Source organism: Bradyrhizobium sp. CCH5-F6 (assembly GCF_001556045.1).
Lineage (GTDB): Bacteria > Pseudomonadota > Alphaproteobacteria > Rhizobiales > Xanthobacteraceae > Bradyrhizobium.
In genome coordinates this window covers 82,480-101,682 of the sequence record NZ_LSIC01000183.1, presented here as the reverse complement: position 1 = coordinate 101,682, position 19,203 = coordinate 82,480, and the positions used below count along the sequence as shown (strand labels likewise).

Genomic DNA, 19,203 nt, shown 5'->3' with positions numbered 1-19,203 from the left:
TTCAGCGGTAAACGTCGGTCCAGAGCTCGGCGGCATCCGGCTCGGGATCATGCTGGGCGAAATCGGCGGATGCGTTGACGATGTCGCGCACCTCGGCGTCGATCGCCTTCAGCTCCTGCTCGCTGACCTTGGCCGCCAGCAGGCGGTTGCGCACCTGCTCGATCGGGTCCTGGTCGTGACGGACCTTCTCGACCTCCTCGCGCGTGCGATATTTTGCAGGGTCGGACATCGAGTGGCCGCGGTAGCGGTAGGTCTGCATCTCCAGGATGTAGGGGCCCTTGCCGGCCCGGCACCAGGCCGCCGCCTCTTCGCCCGCAGCCTTCACGGCGCGCACGTCCATACCGTCGACCTGCTTGCCGGGGATGTTGAAGGAGATGCCGCGCCTGGAGAAATCCTGCTGCGCCGAGGCGCGCGAGACCGAGGTGCCCATGGCGTAGCGGTTGTTCTCGATGACGTAGATCACCGGCAGCTTCCAGAGCTCCGCCATGTTGAAGCTCTCATAGACCTGGCCCTGATTGGCCGCGCCGTCGCCGAAATAGGTGACGCTGACGTTGTCGTTGCCGCGGTAGTGATTGGCAAAGGCGAGACCGGTGCCGAGCGACACCTGGGCGCCGACGATGCCGTGGCCGCCGTAAAAGTGCTTCTCCTTGCTGAACATGTGCATGGAGCCGCCCTTGCCCTTGGAATAGCCGCCGCGGCGTCCCGTGAGCTCGGCCATGACGCCGTTGGCGTCCATGCCGGTGGCGAGCATGTGACCATGATCGCGATAGCCGGTGATGACCTGATCGCCCGGCTTCAGGGCCATCTGCATGCCGACCACCACGGCCTCCTGGCCGATATAGAGGTGGCAGAAGCCGCCGATCGCACCCATGCCGTAGAGCTGGCCCGCCTTCTCCTCGAACCGCCGGATCAGGAGCATGTCGCGGAATGCCTTGAGCTCCTGCTCCCTCGTGAATTCCGGAGGCGAACCGCCGTCGGTCTTGTCCTGTGGAGGGCTTGCGGCGGCTTTCTTGGGTGCGGCCATGGGAATTCCGGGTCAGAGAAAACTTCGCCCTCTCTAACCCAAGTCAAACACCGTTGGAAAGCACCGCGGCGGCATGGCACGACATTCATTATGCCGCACTGCAACCTGATCGTAATTTTGGAAAATCTTTGCCGCCGATTGGGCAACAAATCTTTGCTCGCCGTGGCGCGCGCAGATTCGCGACCGGATCGGAGCGGACGGCGATGGCGCCGCCCGCTCCGGCCACCCGATCAGAAGAAACCGAGCTTCTTCGGGCTGTAGCTGACCAGGAGATTCTTGGTCTGCTGGTAGTGATCGAGCATCATCTTGTGGGTCTCGCGCCCGACGCCCGACTGCTTGTAGCCGCCGAAGGCCGCATGCGCGGGATAGGCGTGGTAGCAGTTGGTCCAGACCCGGCCCGCCTGGATCGCCCGGCCGAAGCGGTAGCAGCGATTGGCATCGCGGCTCCAGACGCCGGCCCCGAGACCGTAGAGCGTGTCGTTGGCGATCGCGAGCGCCTCGTCGTCGGACCTGAAGGTCGTGACCGAGACGACGGGGCCGAAGATCTCCTCCTGGAAGATTCGCATCTTGTTGTGGCCCTCGAACACGGTCGGCTGGACGTAGAAGCCGCCGGCGAGATCGCCCGCGAGCTCGGCGCGGCCGCCGCCCGCGAGCACCTTGGCGCCCTCCTGCTTGCCGATGTCGATATAGGAGAGGATCTTGGACAGCTGCTCACCAGATGCCTGTGCGCCGATCATCGTCGTGGGATCGCGCGGATCGCCCTGCTTGATCGCGGCGACGCGCTTCAGCGCCCGCTCCATGAAGCGATCATAGATGTCGGCGTGCACCAGCGCCCGGCTCGGACAGGTACAGACCTCGCCCTGGTTCAGCGCGAACATCACGAAGCCTTCGATCGCCTTGTCGAAGAAATCGTCGTCTTCGGCGATGACGTCCTTGAAGAAGATGTTCGGCGACTTGCCGCCGAGCTCCAAGGTGACCGGAATGAGGTTCTGGCTGGCGTACTGCATGATCAGCCGCCCCGTCGACGTCTCGCCGGTGAAGGCGATCTTGGCGATGCGCGGGCTGGACGCGAGCGGCTTGCCGGCTTCGAGACCAAAGCCGTTCACGATGTTGAGAACACCGGGCGGCAGGATGTCGGCAATGATCTCGGCCCACACCATGATCGAGGCCGGGGTCTGCTCGGCCGGCTTGAGCACCACGCAATTGCCCGCGGCGAGCGCGGGGGCGAGCTTCCAGCAGGCCATCAGCAGCGGGAAGTTCCAGGGGATGATCTGGCCGACCACGCCGAGCGGCTCGTGGAAATGATAGGCGATGGTGTCGTGATCGATCTCGCCGATCGAGCCTTCCTGCGCGCGCACGACTCCGGCGAAGTAGCGGAAATGATCGATCGCGAGCGGCAGGTCGGCAGCACGCGTCTCGCGGATCGGCTTGCCGTTGTCCCAGGTCTCGGCGATGGCGAGGCGCTCGAGATTGTCTTCCATCCGGTCGGCGATCCGGTTCAGGATCGCGGCACGCTCGGCAACGCTGGTGCGGCCCCAGGCGGCCTTGGCGGCATGCGCCGCGTCGAGCGCCGCCTCGACGTCCTGCGCGTCGGACCGCGCGATCTTGCAGACGACTTGGCCAGTCACCGGCGAGGCATTGTCGAAATACTTGCCGGAGATCGGCGCGACGAATTTACCGCCGATGAAATTGTCGTAGCGTTCGGCGAAGGGAACCTTGGTGACGCTGAGGAATTCCACCTTGTTCATTGCTCACTCCCGATGTTTGCGTTTGTCGTCGTGTGTTCACGACTTGCGCCGACGATGATGCGGGAGGTGATTTCTGTCAGCCCGGCCAGGAGCGATGGTGGAGCGGACCTGTCGCAGTTCTGCGACAGTTGCGCAGGAGGCAGTACGAGATTTTGGCGGTCGCAGCTTCCTCACGTCATTGCGAGCGCAGCGAAGCAATCCAGAAACTCTCCTCGAAACGATTCTGGATTGCTTCGTCGCTTCGCTCCTCGCAATGACGGCCGAGGGGCAGGCCCGGCTCAGTGCTTGATCTCGAACCGCCTGAGCTTCCTGTGCAGCGTCGCGCGGCTGACGCCGAGGGCCTTGGCGGCTGCCGAGACGTTGCCGCCGGCGCGCAGCAGCGCGCGTTGCAGCACCGCGCGCTGGCCGCCGGCCAGGTGATCGCGTTCGGCATCGCCGCCGAGGAGGTCGGCGGCAGGCACCGGCTGCAAGGTCCGGCCGGGCGCGATTCCGAGCGCCATCCGGGCGGAGCGGGTCGCGCCGATCACGAGATCGTCGGCGTCGACCGCAACGAGGCCGCCGCAACTTCCGTCCGCGGCTTGCGTCAGGACGATGCGGGCATGGGTGAACGCCTTTCGAAACAGGTCGGCCTCGATACGTCTGGCCGCCTCGCCCGCCGCGAGCGCGATCAGGCTGGCAAAGGCGTCGGTGCGGTCGGCACGGCAGGAGGAGACGTCGAGCACGCCCGCGAGCGCCGCCTCGTGGTCGTAGATCGGAACGGCGGTGCAACTCAGAAAGGTGTTGCGGGCAAAGAAATGCTGGTCACGATCGATCGTCAGCGGTCGTTGCTCGACGAGGCAGGTGCCGATGCCGTTGGTGCCCTCGTGCGCCTCGCTCCAAAGGGCGCCGGTCCACAATCCCCAGGACTGAAACGTCGCGTCATCCGCCACCGTGCCGCGGCGATCGACCGGCACGCCATCGCCGTCGGCGAGCAGCACGCAGCAGCCCGCGGCGCCGACGGCCTGATACAGCCGGTCCATCGCGCCTTGCGCCGCGGCCAGAAGCGGCGCGACACGTTCGCGCGCCTGGTGCAGTTCGGCTTCTGTCAGCCGCATCGGCGCGGCGCGGCCGCCGGGATCAAGATGATGCAATCTGGAGGAACGACGCCATGAGGCCACGAGCGCGGACCTAGCCGCCTGGCCTGACGCAATGGCGGCCTCGACGCGGGCCGCGTGATGCCGGGGCGTTGACCCATTCATCACTGTTTCCTCCGGATGGCAGTCTAGAAAGTGCCGGCGTTGCCCGGTTGATCTGCGTCAACAAGGGCACGGAAGCCATGAGCCCGTTACGGCGCGGCCGTCAAGCCGACCGTCCGGTTCCACGCCTACGACTTTCGCTGGAATTGAGACACGCATGTCGGTCTCGGCAGCGGCTTGCGGTGCCGCTTTCGAAAGCTGCGGATGCGCTAGCGCGCCGGGACCATCCGAACGAGATCGCGCGGATTGACGTAGTCGAGCTGGAAGCGCGCCCGCTCGTCCAGCATATCGGGATCGATCTTCTCGGATCGCAGCAGCGATACCCGCTGCTCGCTCCTGGCGCGCTCACGCTTGAGCTGGGCCAGCTCGCTGGTCAGCGCGATGATCTCCTGGTCGAGTTCCTGGCGGGCGTTGAGGCCGTATTTGCCGGTGTAGGCGTTGACGCCGAAATAGCCGACGATGGCCGCCGCCATCGCATAGAGGGCAAGACCGGTCAGGATCGATTTCAGGCGCGCGCGCGAGACCATCTTGGGAAGATGGGACAGGTTGGTTAAGGGAGTGCTAACCCCCCCATTCCCAGGCTCCCCATTGTCATTCCGGACTTGTGCCGAGCACCAGGCAAAGCGGGCGCATCGAAAAAGACGACCTGAACGACGGTGCTGAGAGCGACTCTCTCAAGCTGGGCCTCGAAGCCCCCTCGATTGTTCCTTCTGAGACAAATTGCTGGCCCCTGGCAAGCAAGAACCGATGCAGCTCCGCAGATAGCCTCTCATGCCGTCACGTCCCCCGGACGTACTCGCAATCATGGGAGATAACATGAGAAAACGTCTCATTTTCAATTGCTTCTCGATGAACGTGGTATCCCACATTTACCACGGCCTGTGGCGTCATCCCGACAGCACGCAGATGCATTTTGACAAGCTGGAGACCTGGAAAGAGCTCACGGCCCTACTCGAGAAAGGCAAATTCGACGCGCTGTTCTTGGCCGACGTCATCGGCATCGACCCAGCGTACAAAGGGTCCTGGGACACCTACATCAAGGAGGGTCTTCAGATCCCCTGCAACGACTCGGGCGCGCTCTGCGCCGCGCTTGTCGGCGTTACCGAGAACCTCGGCCTGACCTTCACCAGCTCGATCATGTCGGAGCATCCGTTCAGTTTTGCGCGCCGCCTGTCAACGCTCGACCATCTCAGCAACGGACGCATCGGCTGGAATATCGTCACCAGCGTCAGCCATAACGCGGCGCAGAACTTCGGCTTCAATGAAATCGTCCCGCACGACGACCGCTACAAGTGGGCCGACGAGTACATGGACGTCGTCTACAAGCTCTGGGAGGGCTCTTGGGACGAGGGCGCGGTCCTGGGTGACCGGCTGAACGGCGTCTATGCCGACGCCGAGAAGATTCATCGCATTTATCACTCGGGCGAGCGGTATCGCGTACTTGGTCCGCACCTGTGCTCACCGTCCGCGCAGCGAACGCCCGTGCTCTACCAGGCGGGATCCTCCCCGGTGGGCCAGTCTTTCGCAGCCCGCAATGCCGAGGGTACGTTCATTCTCTATCCGACGATCGAAGGCGCCCGCAAGGGCATCGCGTCAACGCGCGCCATTGCTCAAACCCACGGCCGCAATCCGGACGATCTGAAGTTCATTCAGGGTTTCTCGTTCGTGGTCGGCAGCACGGAAGAGGAAGCATGGCGCAAATCGGAAGAAATCGACCAGGGCGTCAGCTACGATGGACTCGCGGCGCATATCAGTCGGGACCTCAGCATCGATCTCGGCGCGATGGATAAGGAAATGCCGATCGAAGAGGCTCAGGTCGACGGTCTACGCGGCTTCATTACCATGTTCGAAGCAAGCAACCCCGGCAAGAAGGCCCGCGTAAAAGACCTCGCATACGCGCTTTCATACAACAGCCGCATGGTGGGCACCCCCGAAAGCATCGCAGACCAGCTCGAAGCCTGGCAAGACGCGGGTATCGATGGCGTCAACATGATCTGCCAATATTTCCCCGGCTCTTACCGGGAGTTCATCGAGCACGTCATGCCGGTCCTGCAGAAGCGCGGTTTGGCCCAAAAGGAATATGCCCCCGGATCGCTTCGCGAAAAGATGTTCCCAGGCAGCGGAGGCCGGCTCAACGAACGGCATCCCGCGTCCAGGTACCGCGGCGCCTTCAAACGCGCCGCCGAGACCAGCTCGGGTGGTACCGGCGTGGCCTGGGCCAAGGAAAGGGTCTAGGTGCAACAATGACGACGGGTAACTCACCGGCGGTGACGAATGTCACCGCCCCCTGCGAGGCTGAACAATTCAAAGCGGGAATGCGTAGATTTGCTTCGGGTGTCACGCTGATCACGAGCGTCTTTGAAGGCAAGCGGGCCGGTCTCATTGCGACTGCCGTCAGCTCGGTCAGCACGACGCCGCCGACACTTCTCATTTGCGTAAACCGCTCGGCATCGGCCCACGACGTCATCGACGGGTCCGGCAGCTTTGCGGTGAACCTCATTGCCGCCAGCGACCTCCACCTCGTCGACGTGTTCAGCAAAACGGCGCTGCGCGAACAGCGCTTCAAGGCCGGTGACTGGACGACGCTTGTTTCAGGTACCCCTATCCTCGCCACGTCGCTTGCTTCGTTCGATTGCAAGATCGTGCACCGATTGGCCTATGAAAGCCACACCATCTTTCTCGGCGAGGTGAATATGGTGCGGATCGCCGACGGTCATGACGACGCTCTGCTCTATATGGACAGTACTTTCCGGCGACTCGTTCGAGCCGCCTGATCAAGCTGGCCGTTGGCCGGCAGATTGCTTTTGAAACGTGGGCTCAGGTCGCAAGTTCTGGGCCCCTTCGTTTCGGTAGGTCCTCGGGCTTTTGCCGAATCTCTGCCGGAATGTGCGACTGAAGTGCGAGAGATCATTGAACCCCCAACGCATGGCGATCTCGGTTATGGGTGTGTCGCTTGTCGTCAATCCTTTCGCGCATCGATCGAGCCGCCCTTCCAGGACGAGACGACCAAAAGACCGCCCGCCTTCCTCGAGGACCTTGTGTAGATACCGGGACGAGATCCCGAAATGCGCAGCTACCGTGGCTGGACCGAGCTCGGGGTCGGCGATGTTGCCCTCCACGTACTTGATGAGCGACGCGCATAGCGCCTGTCGTGCCGTCCCCCTCCCCCGTTCGTTCGCTGCAAGGTTACCGCCGATAGCAAGTGCGACGAGTTCGACCATGCTTGTGCTCAGCGTCGTTCCCGTTTGGGACAGGTTATCAACGTGTCGCGCGATCGATGTGAGGTATTCGATGGTCACACTTTCGATACCGCCGTTGCTGCCGAACGCGACCGCGGTGGCTCGGTCAGGCTCTTTAAGCAACGGCCGCAGAAGATGGCGTGGGATGCGGAAGGAGTGTTGCTCCCAGTCGTCACTGCAGTAATCATTGAGATATGGCTCGGTCGAGTCGACGAGCGCAAACTCTCCGGCATTCAGCAGAGCGGCACGCCCCTTCTGCTGCATGCGGCATTGCCCTCGAACTTGAAGATTCAGGAAATACACCTCGAGGGGCATACGACTGATCTCGGCCCGGCCTCGGTAGATCTTCTGACGCTCTGAAGCGATAGTGGTGACGTTAATGCCCGAAATCGGTTGCGCTTTCACATGGCCAATGAATCCACCGGCGGTAACAGTTCGGACTGGATTCAAAGCGACATATGCCTCGCACAGAACTTCGCGCCAGTAGCTGAACTGGTCTCTTTCGGGGAGGTTGGTCGTTGTCCAGGTCTCCATGCGCGTCCCCTGAGTGGCTGCGGAATATCCAAGCATTTCTCATGCCAGCCCTCTCGCGCCCGAGCTCAAGGTTCATGCACAAGGTACCAGACAGGGTCGAATTGATGCGGACTGATCAGGAGCTGGATCAGTCATTCCTGCGATGGCACCGGACATGATTGCTTAGCGCATGATCAACCGTCTGCCGGATGACCTCCGCGGGCCAGCGTCGGCTCCCGATATTGAGTGAAGCGATATTCCCGGGGCGAAACACCGAACTGCTTTCGGAAGCAGTGGTTGAAATGCGAAATGTCACCGAAACCGCATGAAAGCGCGATCTCCGCAATCGAGCCATTTGACCGACGCGTCAATTCTTCAGCACATCGCCCCAGCCTTTCCTTACGGACATACTCGCCGAAACTCGCGCCCGTTTTCTCGAACATTCTGTGCAAGTAGCGCGGAGACACGCCAAAGCGACTACACACGGTTTGAACCGAAAGATCGGAATTGTGTAGGCTGGCGTCTACAAACCGCAGGATAGAATTGAGCAACGCCGTCTGAGCGGAAGCGCGCAGATCGACCATGTCCTTCGCGGCCGTGTCATCACTGCGGAACGACAAGGCGACCATTTCCGCGATCATGCTGGCAACTGACTTGCCGGCCGCTCTTGGAATGGCATCGGATTGCGTTACAACCGACTGCAGATAATCGACGGCGAGGCAGCCCATCGGGGTCTCTCGCGAGACCCGCTTCGTCGTGACCAACGAAGGATCGCCGATGAGCGGATCGAGCATTCTCTTGGGTATTCTGAACGAGTACGTTCTCGGCGCGCCGCGGTAGTCGAGATCATAGGGCTCAGTCGAATCCACGATGTAAAACTCATTTGGACCAATGAGCACCGATCGGCCGCGCTGTTCTGCCAAGACCTCGCCGTCGATCTGCATGTTTACGAAGTAATATTCGAGCGGCCGCTTTCTGATTTCCGCTGGACCACGACGAATGAGGTGCGCTTCATGCCGCAGACTTGTGACGTTCACCTCTGAGATCAGGTTCGCCGACACGCTGCCCACGAATCCCGGCCCAATCTCCCATGGGCGTCTTGGATCAAGCGTAATGAACGCCTCGCACAAGACTTCTCGCCAATAGGTGAACTGTTCCTTTGTCGGAAGACGTTCGGTTGTCCAGAAGGGCATGACATGGTCCTCCCATGAACGCGATGAAGCCGAGGGCTGCGGCAGATCAGGTTGATTGTCCTTCCCAGAAAGCGGCAAAAAATGTGCCAGCCTCTTCGGGGGCTGACAACATGCAATGCACTCCAGACCAATCATTTTGTCCCGTCTGCCCAAGATTGTGAGCGCTGCCGGTGGCAGCTTTCCGAACTCCGCAACACAGGAGATTCCGATGGGTATCGACTTCAATCTGAGTGCAGAGCAGACAGCCCTAAGAGAGGGAGCGCGGGAGTTTGCCAAACATGTCCTGAAGGACGTTCGGCCGACTATCCGAAAATTCGCCACCCCCGAGGAGCGCTTTTACGCAATCCGGCCGTTCGTCCAAAAAGCGGCTGATGCCGGATTCATAAAGGGCCTCATTCCCAAGGACCACGGCGGCACCGACATCCCCGCGCTCGATTTTGCTCTCGCGGCCGAGGAACTGGCGGCGGTCGATATCAACGTGCCTACGGCCGTCCTCGCCAACGGTCTCGGTCTCAAGCCGCTTGCGATGTTCGGAACCGAAGAGCAAAAGCGACGGTTCTTTCCCGACTTCGTCGAAGACGGCACGCGACTAGCCGCCTTTGCCTATACGGAAGTCACGGGAGGAGCAAACTACGACAACCCCGATCCCCGATTTGGCGTGCGAACATTCGCGATCCGCGACGGCGACGAGTGGGTCATCAATGGCGAGAAACACTACACCACCAATGGATCCGGATGGGACGGCAGAAATTGCCATCTCCTGGCAACCGTATGCCGAACCGACCCAAACAAGAGTCCCCAGGAATCGCTGGCCGTCATCATGGTGCCGGGCAACACGCCGGGCGTGAAGATGACGGGAGTGCTGGATACGATCGGGCATCGGGCGACGATCTCACCCCGGATGAAGTTCGAGAATGTGCGCGTTCCGGCAAGCAATATTATCGGCAAGCCAGGGGACGGCTTGAAGATCGTTTCCACCAACTTTGCCTGGACTGCCGCACTGATCGGCGCCGCCTGCGTGGGGGTCATGCGGGCCGCCTTCGACCATGCGCTTCAGTTCGCCAAAACGGACGCCCGCTCGGGTCCGCACCCCATCATCGAATATCCAACCGTCGGCTATATGTTTGCCGACATGAAGATGCGGATCGAGGCTTGTCGGTACTTGACGTGGAAGGCGTGCCAGCAATTTGACACATCGGGCGGGAGTGAACACGAACTGGCTGTGATGACGAAGGTCTTCTGCTCTGAGACCTGCGTCGACGTCGTTTACGATGCGATGCGAACTGTTGGAGTCGATAGTTATACAGATATGCATCCGTTGGCGGAACTGATGAACGATGCCATGTGTTTCCCCCTCTATGACGGCGGGAACATGGGCGCGCGCCGACGGCAATTGCACAGCATTCTCAAGAACCCGAAGTACGACCCGCACTTTGCTCCTTACGGCCGGTCGACGACTGAGGACAGGGCTTGAACGGCGAGGTTGGCCCGCCTGTCCGCTGGGGCTGACGTGCTAACGCGGCGGTCCTCGACACTGATCAAACCTTGGGCTCTCCTGACAGTTGAAAACTCGCGGCCCGCCTGCCTTTAGGGTAAAGGACGCGGCGGGCCTCGATCCAGCAGGTCAAGCGCCTCGGGCGGCGAGATACCCAAACCTCTTTGGAGGCAAGCTCAAAAATTCACGCTTAAGCGCCGCCGGACAGCGAAGCTCGTGGCATCCAGGACGATATCGAAGGCGCTCATCTGTTGGACAAGGCCCCCCGCACGCCATGGACATTCGGATGCCGCGCTTCAGCCCTGATGTTTCGCCACATGCGCAGCGAAGGCGTCGATGTACTGCTGCAACACCGTCTTGAGGGAGTCCTTGGTCAGATTGCCGTCCGCGTCGAAGGCGTCGCCGACGCCACTGAGGTAGATTTCCGGCTGCTGGAGAACCGGACCGGAAATGCCCGGCAGGACGTTCTGCAGATGCTTGGCCGCGCTGACGCCCCCGAGCAGCCCCGGCGAGTTGGAGATGATGCCGACCGGCTTGCCAAGGAACGAGCTCTTGCCATACGGCCGCGAGGCGACGTCGATGGCGTTCTTGAGAACGCCCGGGATCGAACGGTTGTATTCAGGGGTGACGAACAGGACGCCGTTCGACTTCTGGAGCTTTTCGCGGAAGGCAAGCCAGTCCGCGGGCGGCGCGCCCTCGAGATCCTGGTTGAAGAACGAGATGCCCACGGGCGTAATCACGTCGAGCTTGAGCGAGGCCGGCGCGAGCTTCGCCAGAGCATTGGCGATCTTGAGCGAGAAACTGTCCTTGCGCAGGCTGCCGGCGATCGTGACGATGTTGTAGGCCATTGGCGTGTCCTTGAGGGCTTGAGCGAGAGTGCCTGGCGGCACTTAAGCGATCCGGATCGATGGATGCAAGTGCATGAACCGGTCCGGTTTGGAAACGCTGCGTTTCTCGAAAGTGGCCTGCAGCCGGATTGCGCTGCACGCCACGGGGCGATTGCGAACGAGCGCCCCTGCCCGCGGGGCACGCGCGATCAGGACGACTTGTTCGGGTTGATGAGGAATTTTTCGCCGGTGGCGCGTTTGGCGTAGACCGCGATGTTGGCGGGATCGAGCGCCTCGGCAAGCGAAACGACCTTGGTGTAATGGCTGGCGAAGGTGGTCTTCAGCTCGGACGCGACGCGCTGGCGCAGGCGGCCGATTTCGGCCGGGCCGATCTTCTGGAGGAACGGCGTGAGCAGCCAGCCGCCGACGCCCCAGCTCAGGCCGAAGGAGCGGCTCAGCTCGGTCGGGTGCGTGTCGAGGCTGCCATAGATGTAGACCTGCTTGTACACGTTGGACCCGTAGCGGCTGTATTCCTTCGCATTCTTGTTGGCCGCGATCTCCATGGCCGTGAGGATCTGGCCCGCCAGCTTGCCGCCGCCGATGGCATCGAAGGCGATGGTGGCGCCGGTCTCGACAAGCGCATTGGTGAGGTCGTCCATGAAATCAGGCGCGCTGGAATCCACGACGTGCTTGGCGCCGATCTTGTGAAGGATGTCGGCCTGCTCCTTGCTGCGGACGATGTTGACGAGGCCAATGCCGTCCTTGATGCAGATCTTGTTGAGCATCTGGCCGAGATTGGAGGCGGCGGCCGTGTGCACCAGCGCCTTGTGGTTCTCCCGCCGCATCGTCTCGGTCATGCCGAGCGCGGTGAGCGGATTGACGAACCAGGAGGCGCCGTCGGCGGCCGTGGTGCCCGCCGGCAGCTCCATGACGTCGCGGACCTTCAGCACGCGATACTGCGTGTACATGGCGCCGCCGATCATCGACACCGTCTTGCCCATCAGCGCCTTCGCTGCATCCGACGATCCGGTTCCGATCACCGTGCCGGCGCCCTCGTTGCCGACCGGCAGCGACTGATCGAACCTCGCCGCCATCATCCGCATCGCCGCCTCGGGCATTTTGGCGGTGATGACCGGCATCTCCTTGGTGCCGGAGGCCTGCGCCGCCGACATGTCGGCGGCCCCGATCAGGAGCCCGAGGTCGGACGGATTGATCGGGCTCGCCTCGACGCGAACCACGACCTCGTCGTCGGCGGGCTCGGGCGTTGGGACATTCACGAGGGACAATTCCAGCTCGCCGCTCTTCTTCAGCAGCGAACGCAGTTGCAGTCCGGTCTTGCCGTCGCTCATGTCGATCCTCCCTGTCCGCCTCTTCGCGGGTCGAAGCGCCGGCTTATGCCAGCGCCTTCAGTGCCGCCTTGCCGCCGTAGAGCGCCTGCTTGCCGAGCTGCTGCTCGATGCGCAGGAGCTGGTTGTATTTGGCGGTTCGATCGGAACGCGCAAGGGAGCCGGTCTTGATCTGGCCGCAATTGGTGGCGACCGCGAGGTCGGCGATGGTGGAGTCCTCGGTCTCGCCGGAGCGGTGCGACATCACCGAGGTGTAGCCGGCCTTGTGCGCCATTTCGACGGCGGCGAGCGTCTCGGTCAGCGTGCCGATCTGGTTGACCTTGATCAGGATCGAGTTGGCCCGGCCCGCCTTGATGCCTTCGGCGAGGCGCTTGACGTTGGTGACGAAGAGGTCGTCGCCAACCAGCTGGCACTTCTTGCCGATCAGGTCGGTGAGCTCCTTCCAACCGTCCATGTCGTCCTCCGACATGCCGTCCTCGATGGTGACGATCGGATAGCGCGAGACCAGGTCTGCAAGATACTTGGCCTGCTCGGAGATCGAGCGGGTCTTGCCCTCACCTTCATAGACGTATTTGCCGTCCTTGAAGAACTCGGTCGAAGCGCAGTCGAGGCCCAGCACGATGTCGGAGCCGGCCTTGAAGCCGGCCTTGCCGATCGCGTTCATGACGAAGTCGAGCGCGGCGTCCGCCGACGGCAGGTTTGGGGCGAAGCCACCCTCGTCGCCGACATTGGTGTTGTGGCCGGCCTTCTTCAATTCGGACTTCAGCGTGTGGAAGACTTCCGCACCATAGCGCAGGCCCTCGGCAAAGCTCGACGCGCCCACGGGCAGGATCATGAACTCCTGGAAGTCGATCGGGTTGTCGGCATGCACGCCGCCGTTGATGATGTTCATCATCGGCACCGGCAACAGGCGCGCCGAGGTGCCGCCGACGTAACGGTAGAGCGGCATGTCGAGCGAGTTCGCGGCAGCCTTTGCGCAGGCCAGCGAGACGCCGAGGATGGCGTTGGCGCCCAGCCGACTCTTGTTCGGCGTGCCGTCGAGGTCGATCATGATCTGGTCGATCTGGGCCTGCTGCTCGACGTCGAGGCCGCTCAGGGCCTCGAAGATCTCGCCATTGACGGCGCCGACCGCCTTGGTGACGCCCTTGCCGAGATAGCGGGCCTTGTCGCCGTCGCGCAGTTCCACCGCCTCATGGGCGCCGGTGGAGGCGCCGGACGGCACCGCGGCGCGGCCGAGCGCGCCGTCCTCCAGCACGACATCGACCTCGACGGTGGGATTGCCCCGGCTATCGAGAATTTCGCGGCCGATGATGTCGATGATGGCGGTCATGAGAGCCTCTTTTCGGGAAACAAAGGGGGCGGTTGGCGGTGCTTCTACCGCAATGCATCGAAGTGGAAAAGGCCGGGTGACGGCTGCCCGATGATTGGCTAAGAGGTCCGCCCCGGAGGCGGCCTGATGTCGAAAAAACCCAGCAAATCGAACAACTCACCTGCGAACTCACCCTCTTTGCAGCTTGGCCGCGCCGTGGAATGGCCGGATACGCCGGAGAAGGCCCGCCTCGACCGCGTTCCCAATCCGCAGAAGGGCACCGACTATCTGGTGCGCTTCACCGTGCCGGAATTCACCTCGCTGTGCCCGGTCACGGGGCAGCCCGATTTCGCGCATCTGATGATCGACTACGCGCCGGGCCCGTGGCTGCTGGAGTCGAAATCGCTGAAACTCTACATCGCGAGCTTCCGCAACCACGGCGCCTTCCACGAGGACTGCACCGTGATGATCGGCAAGCGCATCGCCAGCGAGATCAAACCGAAATGGCTGCGCATCGGCGGCTATTGGTATCCGCGCGGCGGCATCCCGATCGACGTGTTCTGGCAGACCGGCAAGGTGCCGAAAGGCCTGTGGGTCCCGGAACAAGGCGTGGCATCCTATCGCGGGCGGGGCTGAGCCTCGCTTCGTGTCCCCCACCGGGCGCAGCCTGGAACGGTGGTCCGCCGAGCGGGACCCAGCACGTCGATGGCACCTGGACGAGCAGCGGCACCACGCGGCGAAGTGCGGCGCTGCGCTGCATCCGGGGAACAGGCATCGGCATCGATGGCCGATCAATAGGCGCTCAGCAAATCCACCTTCGCATTCGCCAACACCAGCCTGCGTGCCAGGATCGCGGCGAGATTGCGCATGATCTTCAATGCCGTTTCCGGGTGCAGGCTGCGGTAATCGGCAAAGCTGTCCAGCGGCAGTTCGAGGCAGGCGACGGGCGTGTCGGCGATAACATCAGCGCTGCGGCGTCCCTCCAGAATCGCCATCTCGCCGAACTCCATGCCGGGGCCGAGGGAAGCGAGCCTCACACCGCTCGGCAGTTTCACGCTGACCATGCCGCTTTCGAGGAAGAACAGCGAATTTGCGGGCTCCCCGGCCGCGATGATGCGCTGGCCGGCCGCGTAACGCCGCGCGGTCGAGAGCTTGACGATGGCGGCGATCTCGTCGCTGTCGAGCTCGGCGAGCAGCGCCTGCTCGTGAAGATGCGTACTCTCCTTCACGTCGGTGAAGCCGCCAAAGCGATAGATCACCTGGTCCTCGGCCCATTCGATGGCGTCGTCGAGCAGCGTGAATCGCCGCAGCCGGCGCGAATCCGCGGCGCGGGCGGAGATCGCGCGCCAGACCGCGGAGGTCTCCTCGAGGCCCGACAGAATCGTAAAGACGCCGCTATGACCGAGTGCGGTCAGCGTCTCGCCGAGCAGTTCGGCACCCGCCGCGGTGATGTCGGGCACGCGGCGGAAATCGATGATCAGAAGCGGCGCGTCCGGCGGATCGCCGTTGAGCTTTCGCGTCACATAATCGATGGTGGCGAAATTCATCGCGCCGACCAGTTCGAGCACACGGACGTCGCTGTGGCGGTCGTCGAGAATCTGCTGCTCGTGTGGCTGGCGGCTGCGGCGCGAGGAGATCCCGTAGATGTCGTAGTCCGCCATGATGCTGGTACGAACGTCGGCGTTGCGGTTCAGCATGTGCAGATCGTAGCGCGCCGACAACGCTTCGCAGACCTTCAGGCCACGCACGCTGTTGAAATGATCGTCGAGCAGCGGCGAGAAGGTGCCGAGCCCGAGCTGCGAGGGCAGCGCCGCGGGAATGCCCACGCGATAGGTCCACTCGCCGGCATAGTCGTACATGCCCGAGCTCGTCATCACCGACAGCGTGCGCGCGACGATGTGCGGCGTGATCACCTGCACGCCCGTCACCGGATTGATGCCGCGGTTGGCGAGCGTCGCCGCCATCACCGCCAGATCGCGCGCGGTGACGAGGATGGCGCATTGGCGGAAATAGACGTCGAGCACGGCGTCGACGTCATCAGGCAGCACCGCGTAATTCCGGAGCAGCCAGGCAATGGCGCGGTTGCGATTGCCGGTCGCCGTCTCCGAGGCATGAACGGCATCATCGACGCCGAGCTGGCGGCCAGCGAACTCGCTGAGCTTGGCGCGGACGCGCTCGAAGGCGCCCTTCCCGTCCATTTCGTAAATCAGGCCCGAGCAGGCGATCGCGCCGGCATTGACCATGGGGTTGAAGGGTCGGTTGTCGTTGGTGAGCCGGATCGAATTGAACGCTTCGCCGCTCGGTTCGACGCCGATGGTGGCCGCGACACGCTCTTCGCCGACCATCTCCAGCGCCAGTGCGAAGACGAACGCCTTCGACACCGACTGGATCGTGAACGGTACCGCGCTGTCGCCAACCTCGTAGACATGGCCGTCGATGGTGACGAGCGCGATACCGAAATGATCGGGGTTGGCGCGCTTCAGCTCGGGGATGTAGTCGGCGAGCACGCCGGAATGATCAAGCCTGAACTCTTCGTGGCAATCGGTCAGGAAGCGGCGAAGCGGAGGCCTGGTGGGATACCCGGTCGATCCAGGCGTGCCTGTTGGGCTGGGCAAACGGTCGGGCTGCGCATCCACGGTCTCACACCTCGATTTGCCCAGATTAAAAGCAATTCGTGTGCCATTGCATACGCGACCGGCGGTGTCATGGTGGGGGCGACGCCCCGTTCAAGGACTGTCTGGGCCTCCGCGCGCATCCGCCGGCGCGCGCTGCTTGAGCAGCCTGGCGCAGGCAAGGCCCAGCACCACCATGATCCCCGCGCTTGCGAACAGTGTCGGCATCTTGCCGGCGTGCTGGAGCCCGAAGCCATAGGCGAGCGGCCCCACCGTCTGCCCCATGAAGAAGAAGAACGAATGCAGCGACAGAGCAGTCGCACGCGCCTCGACCGAAAGCTCGCTGGCGAAGACCTGGAGACAACCATGGGCGATATAGAAGCCCCAGCCCATGACGATGAGATTGAACGCCTGGACTTCCCAGCGCGGACCGAAGGCCACCGCGACGAGCTGCGAGGCCACCAACGTCATGCCTGCGATCATCATCCCGTTGACGCCAAGTCGCGGCAGCAAGCGCGACACCGTTGCGGTGTAGAACAGACCGCCGACCGCAAAGCCCGCGATGACGATGCCGGCGATCGACAGCGAGGTCTGGCCGAGCTCGAACAGGAACGAAGCGATGTAGGGAAACAGGCCGAGGACGCAGCAGCCTTCGATGAACACCGCCGAATAGCAGACATAGGCGTTCGGATTGGTGAAGATGGTGCGATAGCCGGCCTTCAGCGCCGACAGGCTCGTCTTCGGCGGATGCTTGACCTTGGCGCCGTGGAAGCCGGCGGCAACGGCGATCGAGGCGACGATCACGAGCGCGCCGAGCACCGCCAGCACGCCACGCCAGCCGAGGAAATCGCCGATCAGGCCGGAGGCCGAGGCGCCGAGCAGATTGCCGGTCATGGCGCCGGCGAGCGTGCGGCTGATCGCGACCTGGCGTTTGTCGGGCCCGACGAGATCGCTGGTGAGGCTCAGCGCCACCGGAAACACGCCGCCGGAGCCGATGCCGGCGAGAATGCGGGTCGCGAACAAAACCGAGAACGAGGATGACAGCGCGCCCAGAATGTTGGCAAGGCCGAGCAGCGCGAGGCAGCCGATCATCAGCCGCGTCTTGCCGAACAAATCGGCGGCGGCGCCGATAATCGGCTGGATGATCGAGAAGGTAAAAGCGAACACCGCGGCAAAGCCCGCGGCGGTGGCAATGCTGACGCCAAAATCCTCGGCGACGTGCGGCAGCACCGGATCGAGCGCGCGTGCCGAGAGTGCAGCGGCGAAGCTCGCGCCTGATATGACGTAGAGCGCTGCCGGCAAGCCGTGATCGTGCGGCCGCGCCTCGCCCTGCTGCATCAGCGCGGATTCTTTGCGAGCGCGTCGAAGGCCATCAGTCTGGCGATCAGCGCCTCGAACTCGCGCAACGGCACCATGTTGGGTCCGTCCGAGGGTGCGCGATCGGGATCAGGATGGGTCTCGATGAAGACGCCGGCAACGCCAACCGCAACGGCTGCGCGTGCGAGCACCGGCACGAATTCGCGCTCGCCGCCGGAGGACGTCCCCTTCCCGCCCGGCTGCTGCACCGAATGGGTGGCGTCGAAGATCACCGGCGCGCCGGTGGTGCGCGCCAGGATCGGCAGCGCGCGCATGTCGGAGACGAGCGTGTTGTAACCGAAGGACACACCGCGTTCGGTGACGAGCACGTTGGGGTTGTTGGCGCCGGTGATCTTGCTCACGACATTGGCCATGTCCCAGGGCGCCAGGAACTGGCCCTTCTTGACGTTGACCACCTTGCCGGTCGCGGCCGCGGCCAGAAGGAGATCGGTCTGGCGGCACAGGAACGCGGGGATCTGCAAGACATCCACGGCCTGCGCCACCTCGGCGCATTGCGTGGCCTCGTGCACATCGGTCAGCACCGGCAGGCCGAGCGAGGATCGGATTTCCGCGAAGATCGGCAGCGACTGCGCAAGCCCAAGGCCGCGCGCAGCCGACGCGCTGGTGCGATTGGCCTTGTCGAACGAGGTCTTGTAGACGAGGCCGATGTTCAGCCGCGCCGCGATCTCCTTCAGTGCGGAGGCCACCTCCAGCGCATGCTGGCGGCTCTCGAGCTGGCAGGGCCCGGCAATGATCGAGATCGGCAGATCATTGCCGAATTTGGCCTTGCCGATGGTGACGACCGGCGCCGCTGACGTCGTAGAGCTCAAGGCAAATCCCTCGTTTCGGCGCGACCATAGCCGTGATGAGGGTCGGATCAACCCTCTTCCGCCCGGGCCGTTCGAATATCAGGGTTGCGCCAGGGTTCCCCGCTACGACAGGCAGCGCTACTTCACCGAGGAGAATGCGGTCGGCGCCAGAATCTGGCTGACGATGTTGGCGACGATCTGGCCGTCCGCTTCCGATTTGGCACGCGCCTCGATCCATTCCGGATCGGCCATGAACGCGCCCCACTTCTTCTCGCGCTCGGCGAGCGAGTCCCAGGCCAGGAAATAGGTCAGCTCCTGGTTCGATTCACCAATCAGCGTGGTAAAGAAGCCGGCCTGCTTGATGCCGTGCCTCTCCCAGATCTTCAGCGTGGCGGTTTCAAACCGCTTCAAGAGCGCCGGCAGCCGGCCTGGCACGCAGCGATAGACGCGCATTTCGTAGATCATCGGAGCTCACTCCCTGCATTGTTGTTCTTGCG

At 63.0% G+C, this 19,203-nt stretch carries 17 protein-coding genes; 4 read left to right on the top strand and 13 right to left on the bottom strand.

Annotated features, from left to right (window positions below; genetic code table 11):
- Nucleotide 1: 1 nt before the first annotated feature.
- The 4 genes from pdhA to AX729_RS31630 all read right to left on the bottom strand — a co-directional run bounded on the left by pdhA (nucleotide 2) and on the right by AX729_RS31630 (nucleotide 4,534).
- A complete protein-coding gene (pdhA, locus tag AX729_RS31645) occupies nucleotides 2-1,024 on the bottom strand; it encodes a pyruvate dehydrogenase (acetyl-transferring) E1 component subunit alpha (protein WP_061028097.1) in 1,023 nt (340 codons plus the stop codon).
- A 230-nt stretch (nucleotides 1,025-1,254) separates the two neighbouring features.
- Nucleotides 1,255-2,772 (bottom strand): aldehyde dehydrogenase, encoded by a 1,518-nt coding sequence (adh, locus tag AX729_RS31640; protein WP_061028096.1) that lies wholly within the window; start codon nucleotides 2,770-2,772, stop codon nucleotides 1,255-1,257.
- Between the two features lie 278 nt (nucleotides 2,773-3,050).
- Entirely contained in the window at nucleotides 3,051-4,010 is a 960-nt protein-coding gene (locus AX729_RS31635; RefSeq protein ID WP_061028095.1) for a GAF domain-containing protein, read from the bottom strand.
- A 206-nt stretch (nucleotides 4,011-4,216) separates the two neighbouring features.
- A complete protein-coding gene (locus tag AX729_RS31630; RefSeq protein WP_061028094.1) occupies nucleotides 4,217-4,534 on the bottom strand; it encodes an FtsB family cell division protein in 318 nt (105 codons plus the stop codon).
- A 289-nt stretch (nucleotides 4,535-4,823) separates the two neighbouring features.
- Here AX729_RS31630 and AX729_RS31625 point away from each other — a divergent pair, with 289 nt between their 5' ends.
- A complete protein-coding gene (locus AX729_RS31625) occupies nucleotides 4,824-6,242 on the top strand; it encodes an NtaA/DmoA family FMN-dependent monooxygenase (RefSeq protein WP_061028093.1) in 1,419 nt (472 codons plus the stop codon).
- 8 nt (nucleotides 6,243-6,250) lie between these two features.
- The gene (locus AX729_RS31620; protein ID WP_061028092.1) at nucleotides 6,251-6,781 is read left to right on the top strand and encodes a flavin reductase family protein; all 531 of its coding nucleotides are present in this window, start codon (nucleotides 6,251-6,253) and stop codon (nucleotides 6,779-6,781) included.
- On the opposite strand, the gene AX729_RS31615 is transcribed toward AX729_RS31620, so the two are convergent.
- A complete protein-coding gene (locus AX729_RS31615) occupies nucleotides 6,782-7,780 on the bottom strand; it encodes a helix-turn-helix domain-containing protein (protein WP_061028091.1) in 999 nt (332 codons plus the stop codon).
- Between the two features lie 173 nt (nucleotides 7,781-7,953).
- A complete protein-coding gene (locus tag AX729_RS31610; RefSeq protein WP_061028090.1) occupies nucleotides 7,954-8,952 on the bottom strand; it encodes a helix-turn-helix domain-containing protein in 999 nt (332 codons plus the stop codon).
- A 208-nt stretch (nucleotides 8,953-9,160) separates the two neighbouring features.
- On the opposite strand from AX729_RS31610, the gene AX729_RS31605 reads away from it, so the two are divergent.
- The gene (locus tag AX729_RS31605; RefSeq protein ID WP_061028126.1) at nucleotides 9,161-10,426 is read left to right on the top strand and encodes an acyl-CoA dehydrogenase family protein; all 1,266 of its coding nucleotides are present in this window, start codon (nucleotides 9,161-9,163) and stop codon (nucleotides 10,424-10,426) included.
- Between the two features lie 317 nt (nucleotides 10,427-10,743).
- Here the strand turns inward: AX729_RS31605 and AX729_RS31600 are convergent, their stop codons facing one another.
- The 3 genes from AX729_RS31600 to eno all read right to left on the bottom strand — a co-directional run bounded on the left by AX729_RS31600 (nucleotide 10,744) and on the right by eno (nucleotide 13,950).
- Entirely contained in the window at nucleotides 10,744-11,295 is a 552-nt protein-coding gene (locus AX729_RS31600; protein ID WP_061028089.1) for an NADPH-dependent FMN reductase, read from the bottom strand.
- A gap of 188 nt (nucleotides 11,296-11,483) precedes the next feature.
- Entirely contained in the window at nucleotides 11,484-12,623 is a 1,140-nt protein-coding gene (locus tag AX729_RS31595; RefSeq protein WP_061028088.1) for a zinc-binding dehydrogenase, read from the bottom strand.
- A gap of 43 nt (nucleotides 12,624-12,666) precedes the next feature.
- Nucleotides 12,667-13,950, bottom strand: coding sequence for a phosphopyruvate hydratase (gene eno / locus AX729_RS31590; protein WP_061028087.1), 1,284 nt, complete (start codon nucleotides 13,948-13,950; stop codon nucleotides 12,667-12,669).
- Nucleotides 13,951-14,076: 126 nt separating this feature from the next.
- Here eno and queF point away from each other — a divergent pair, with 126 nt between their 5' ends.
- Nucleotides 14,077-14,565 (top strand): preQ(1) synthase, encoded by a 489-nt coding sequence (gene queF, locus AX729_RS31585; protein ID WP_061028086.1) that lies wholly within the window; start codon nucleotides 14,077-14,079, stop codon nucleotides 14,563-14,565.
- Between the two features lie 155 nt (nucleotides 14,566-14,720).
- Here the strand turns inward: queF and glsA are convergent, their stop codons facing one another.
- From glsA to AX729_RS31565, 4 genes are all read right to left on the bottom strand, one after another.
- Nucleotides 14,721-16,565 carry a glutaminase A gene (gene glsA / locus AX729_RS31580; protein ID WP_061028085.1) on the bottom strand — a complete coding sequence of 615 codons (1,845 nt, stop codon included), beginning with the start codon at nucleotides 16,563-16,565 and terminating at the stop codon, nucleotides 14,721-14,723.
- Between the two features lie 90 nt (nucleotides 16,566-16,655).
- On the bottom strand, nucleotides 16,656-17,879 hold the full coding sequence (locus AX729_RS31575; protein WP_061028084.1) for an MFS transporter: 1,224 nt from the start codon (nucleotides 17,877-17,879) through the stop codon (nucleotides 16,656-16,658).
- Nucleotides 17,879-18,727: a 3-deoxy-8-phosphooctulonate synthase gene (gene kdsA, locus AX729_RS31570; protein WP_061028083.1), complete on the bottom strand. Its 849-nt coding sequence runs from the start codon at nucleotides 18,725-18,727 to the stop codon at nucleotides 17,879-17,881. The genes AX729_RS31575 and kdsA overlap by 1 nt, the downstream gene beginning before the upstream one ends.
- 117 nt (nucleotides 18,728-18,844) lie before the next feature.
- Nucleotides 18,845-19,171, bottom strand: coding sequence for an NIPSNAP family protein (locus AX729_RS31565; protein ID WP_061028082.1), 327 nt, complete (start codon nucleotides 19,169-19,171; stop codon nucleotides 18,845-18,847).
- Nucleotides 19,172-19,203 lie beyond the last annotated feature (32 nt).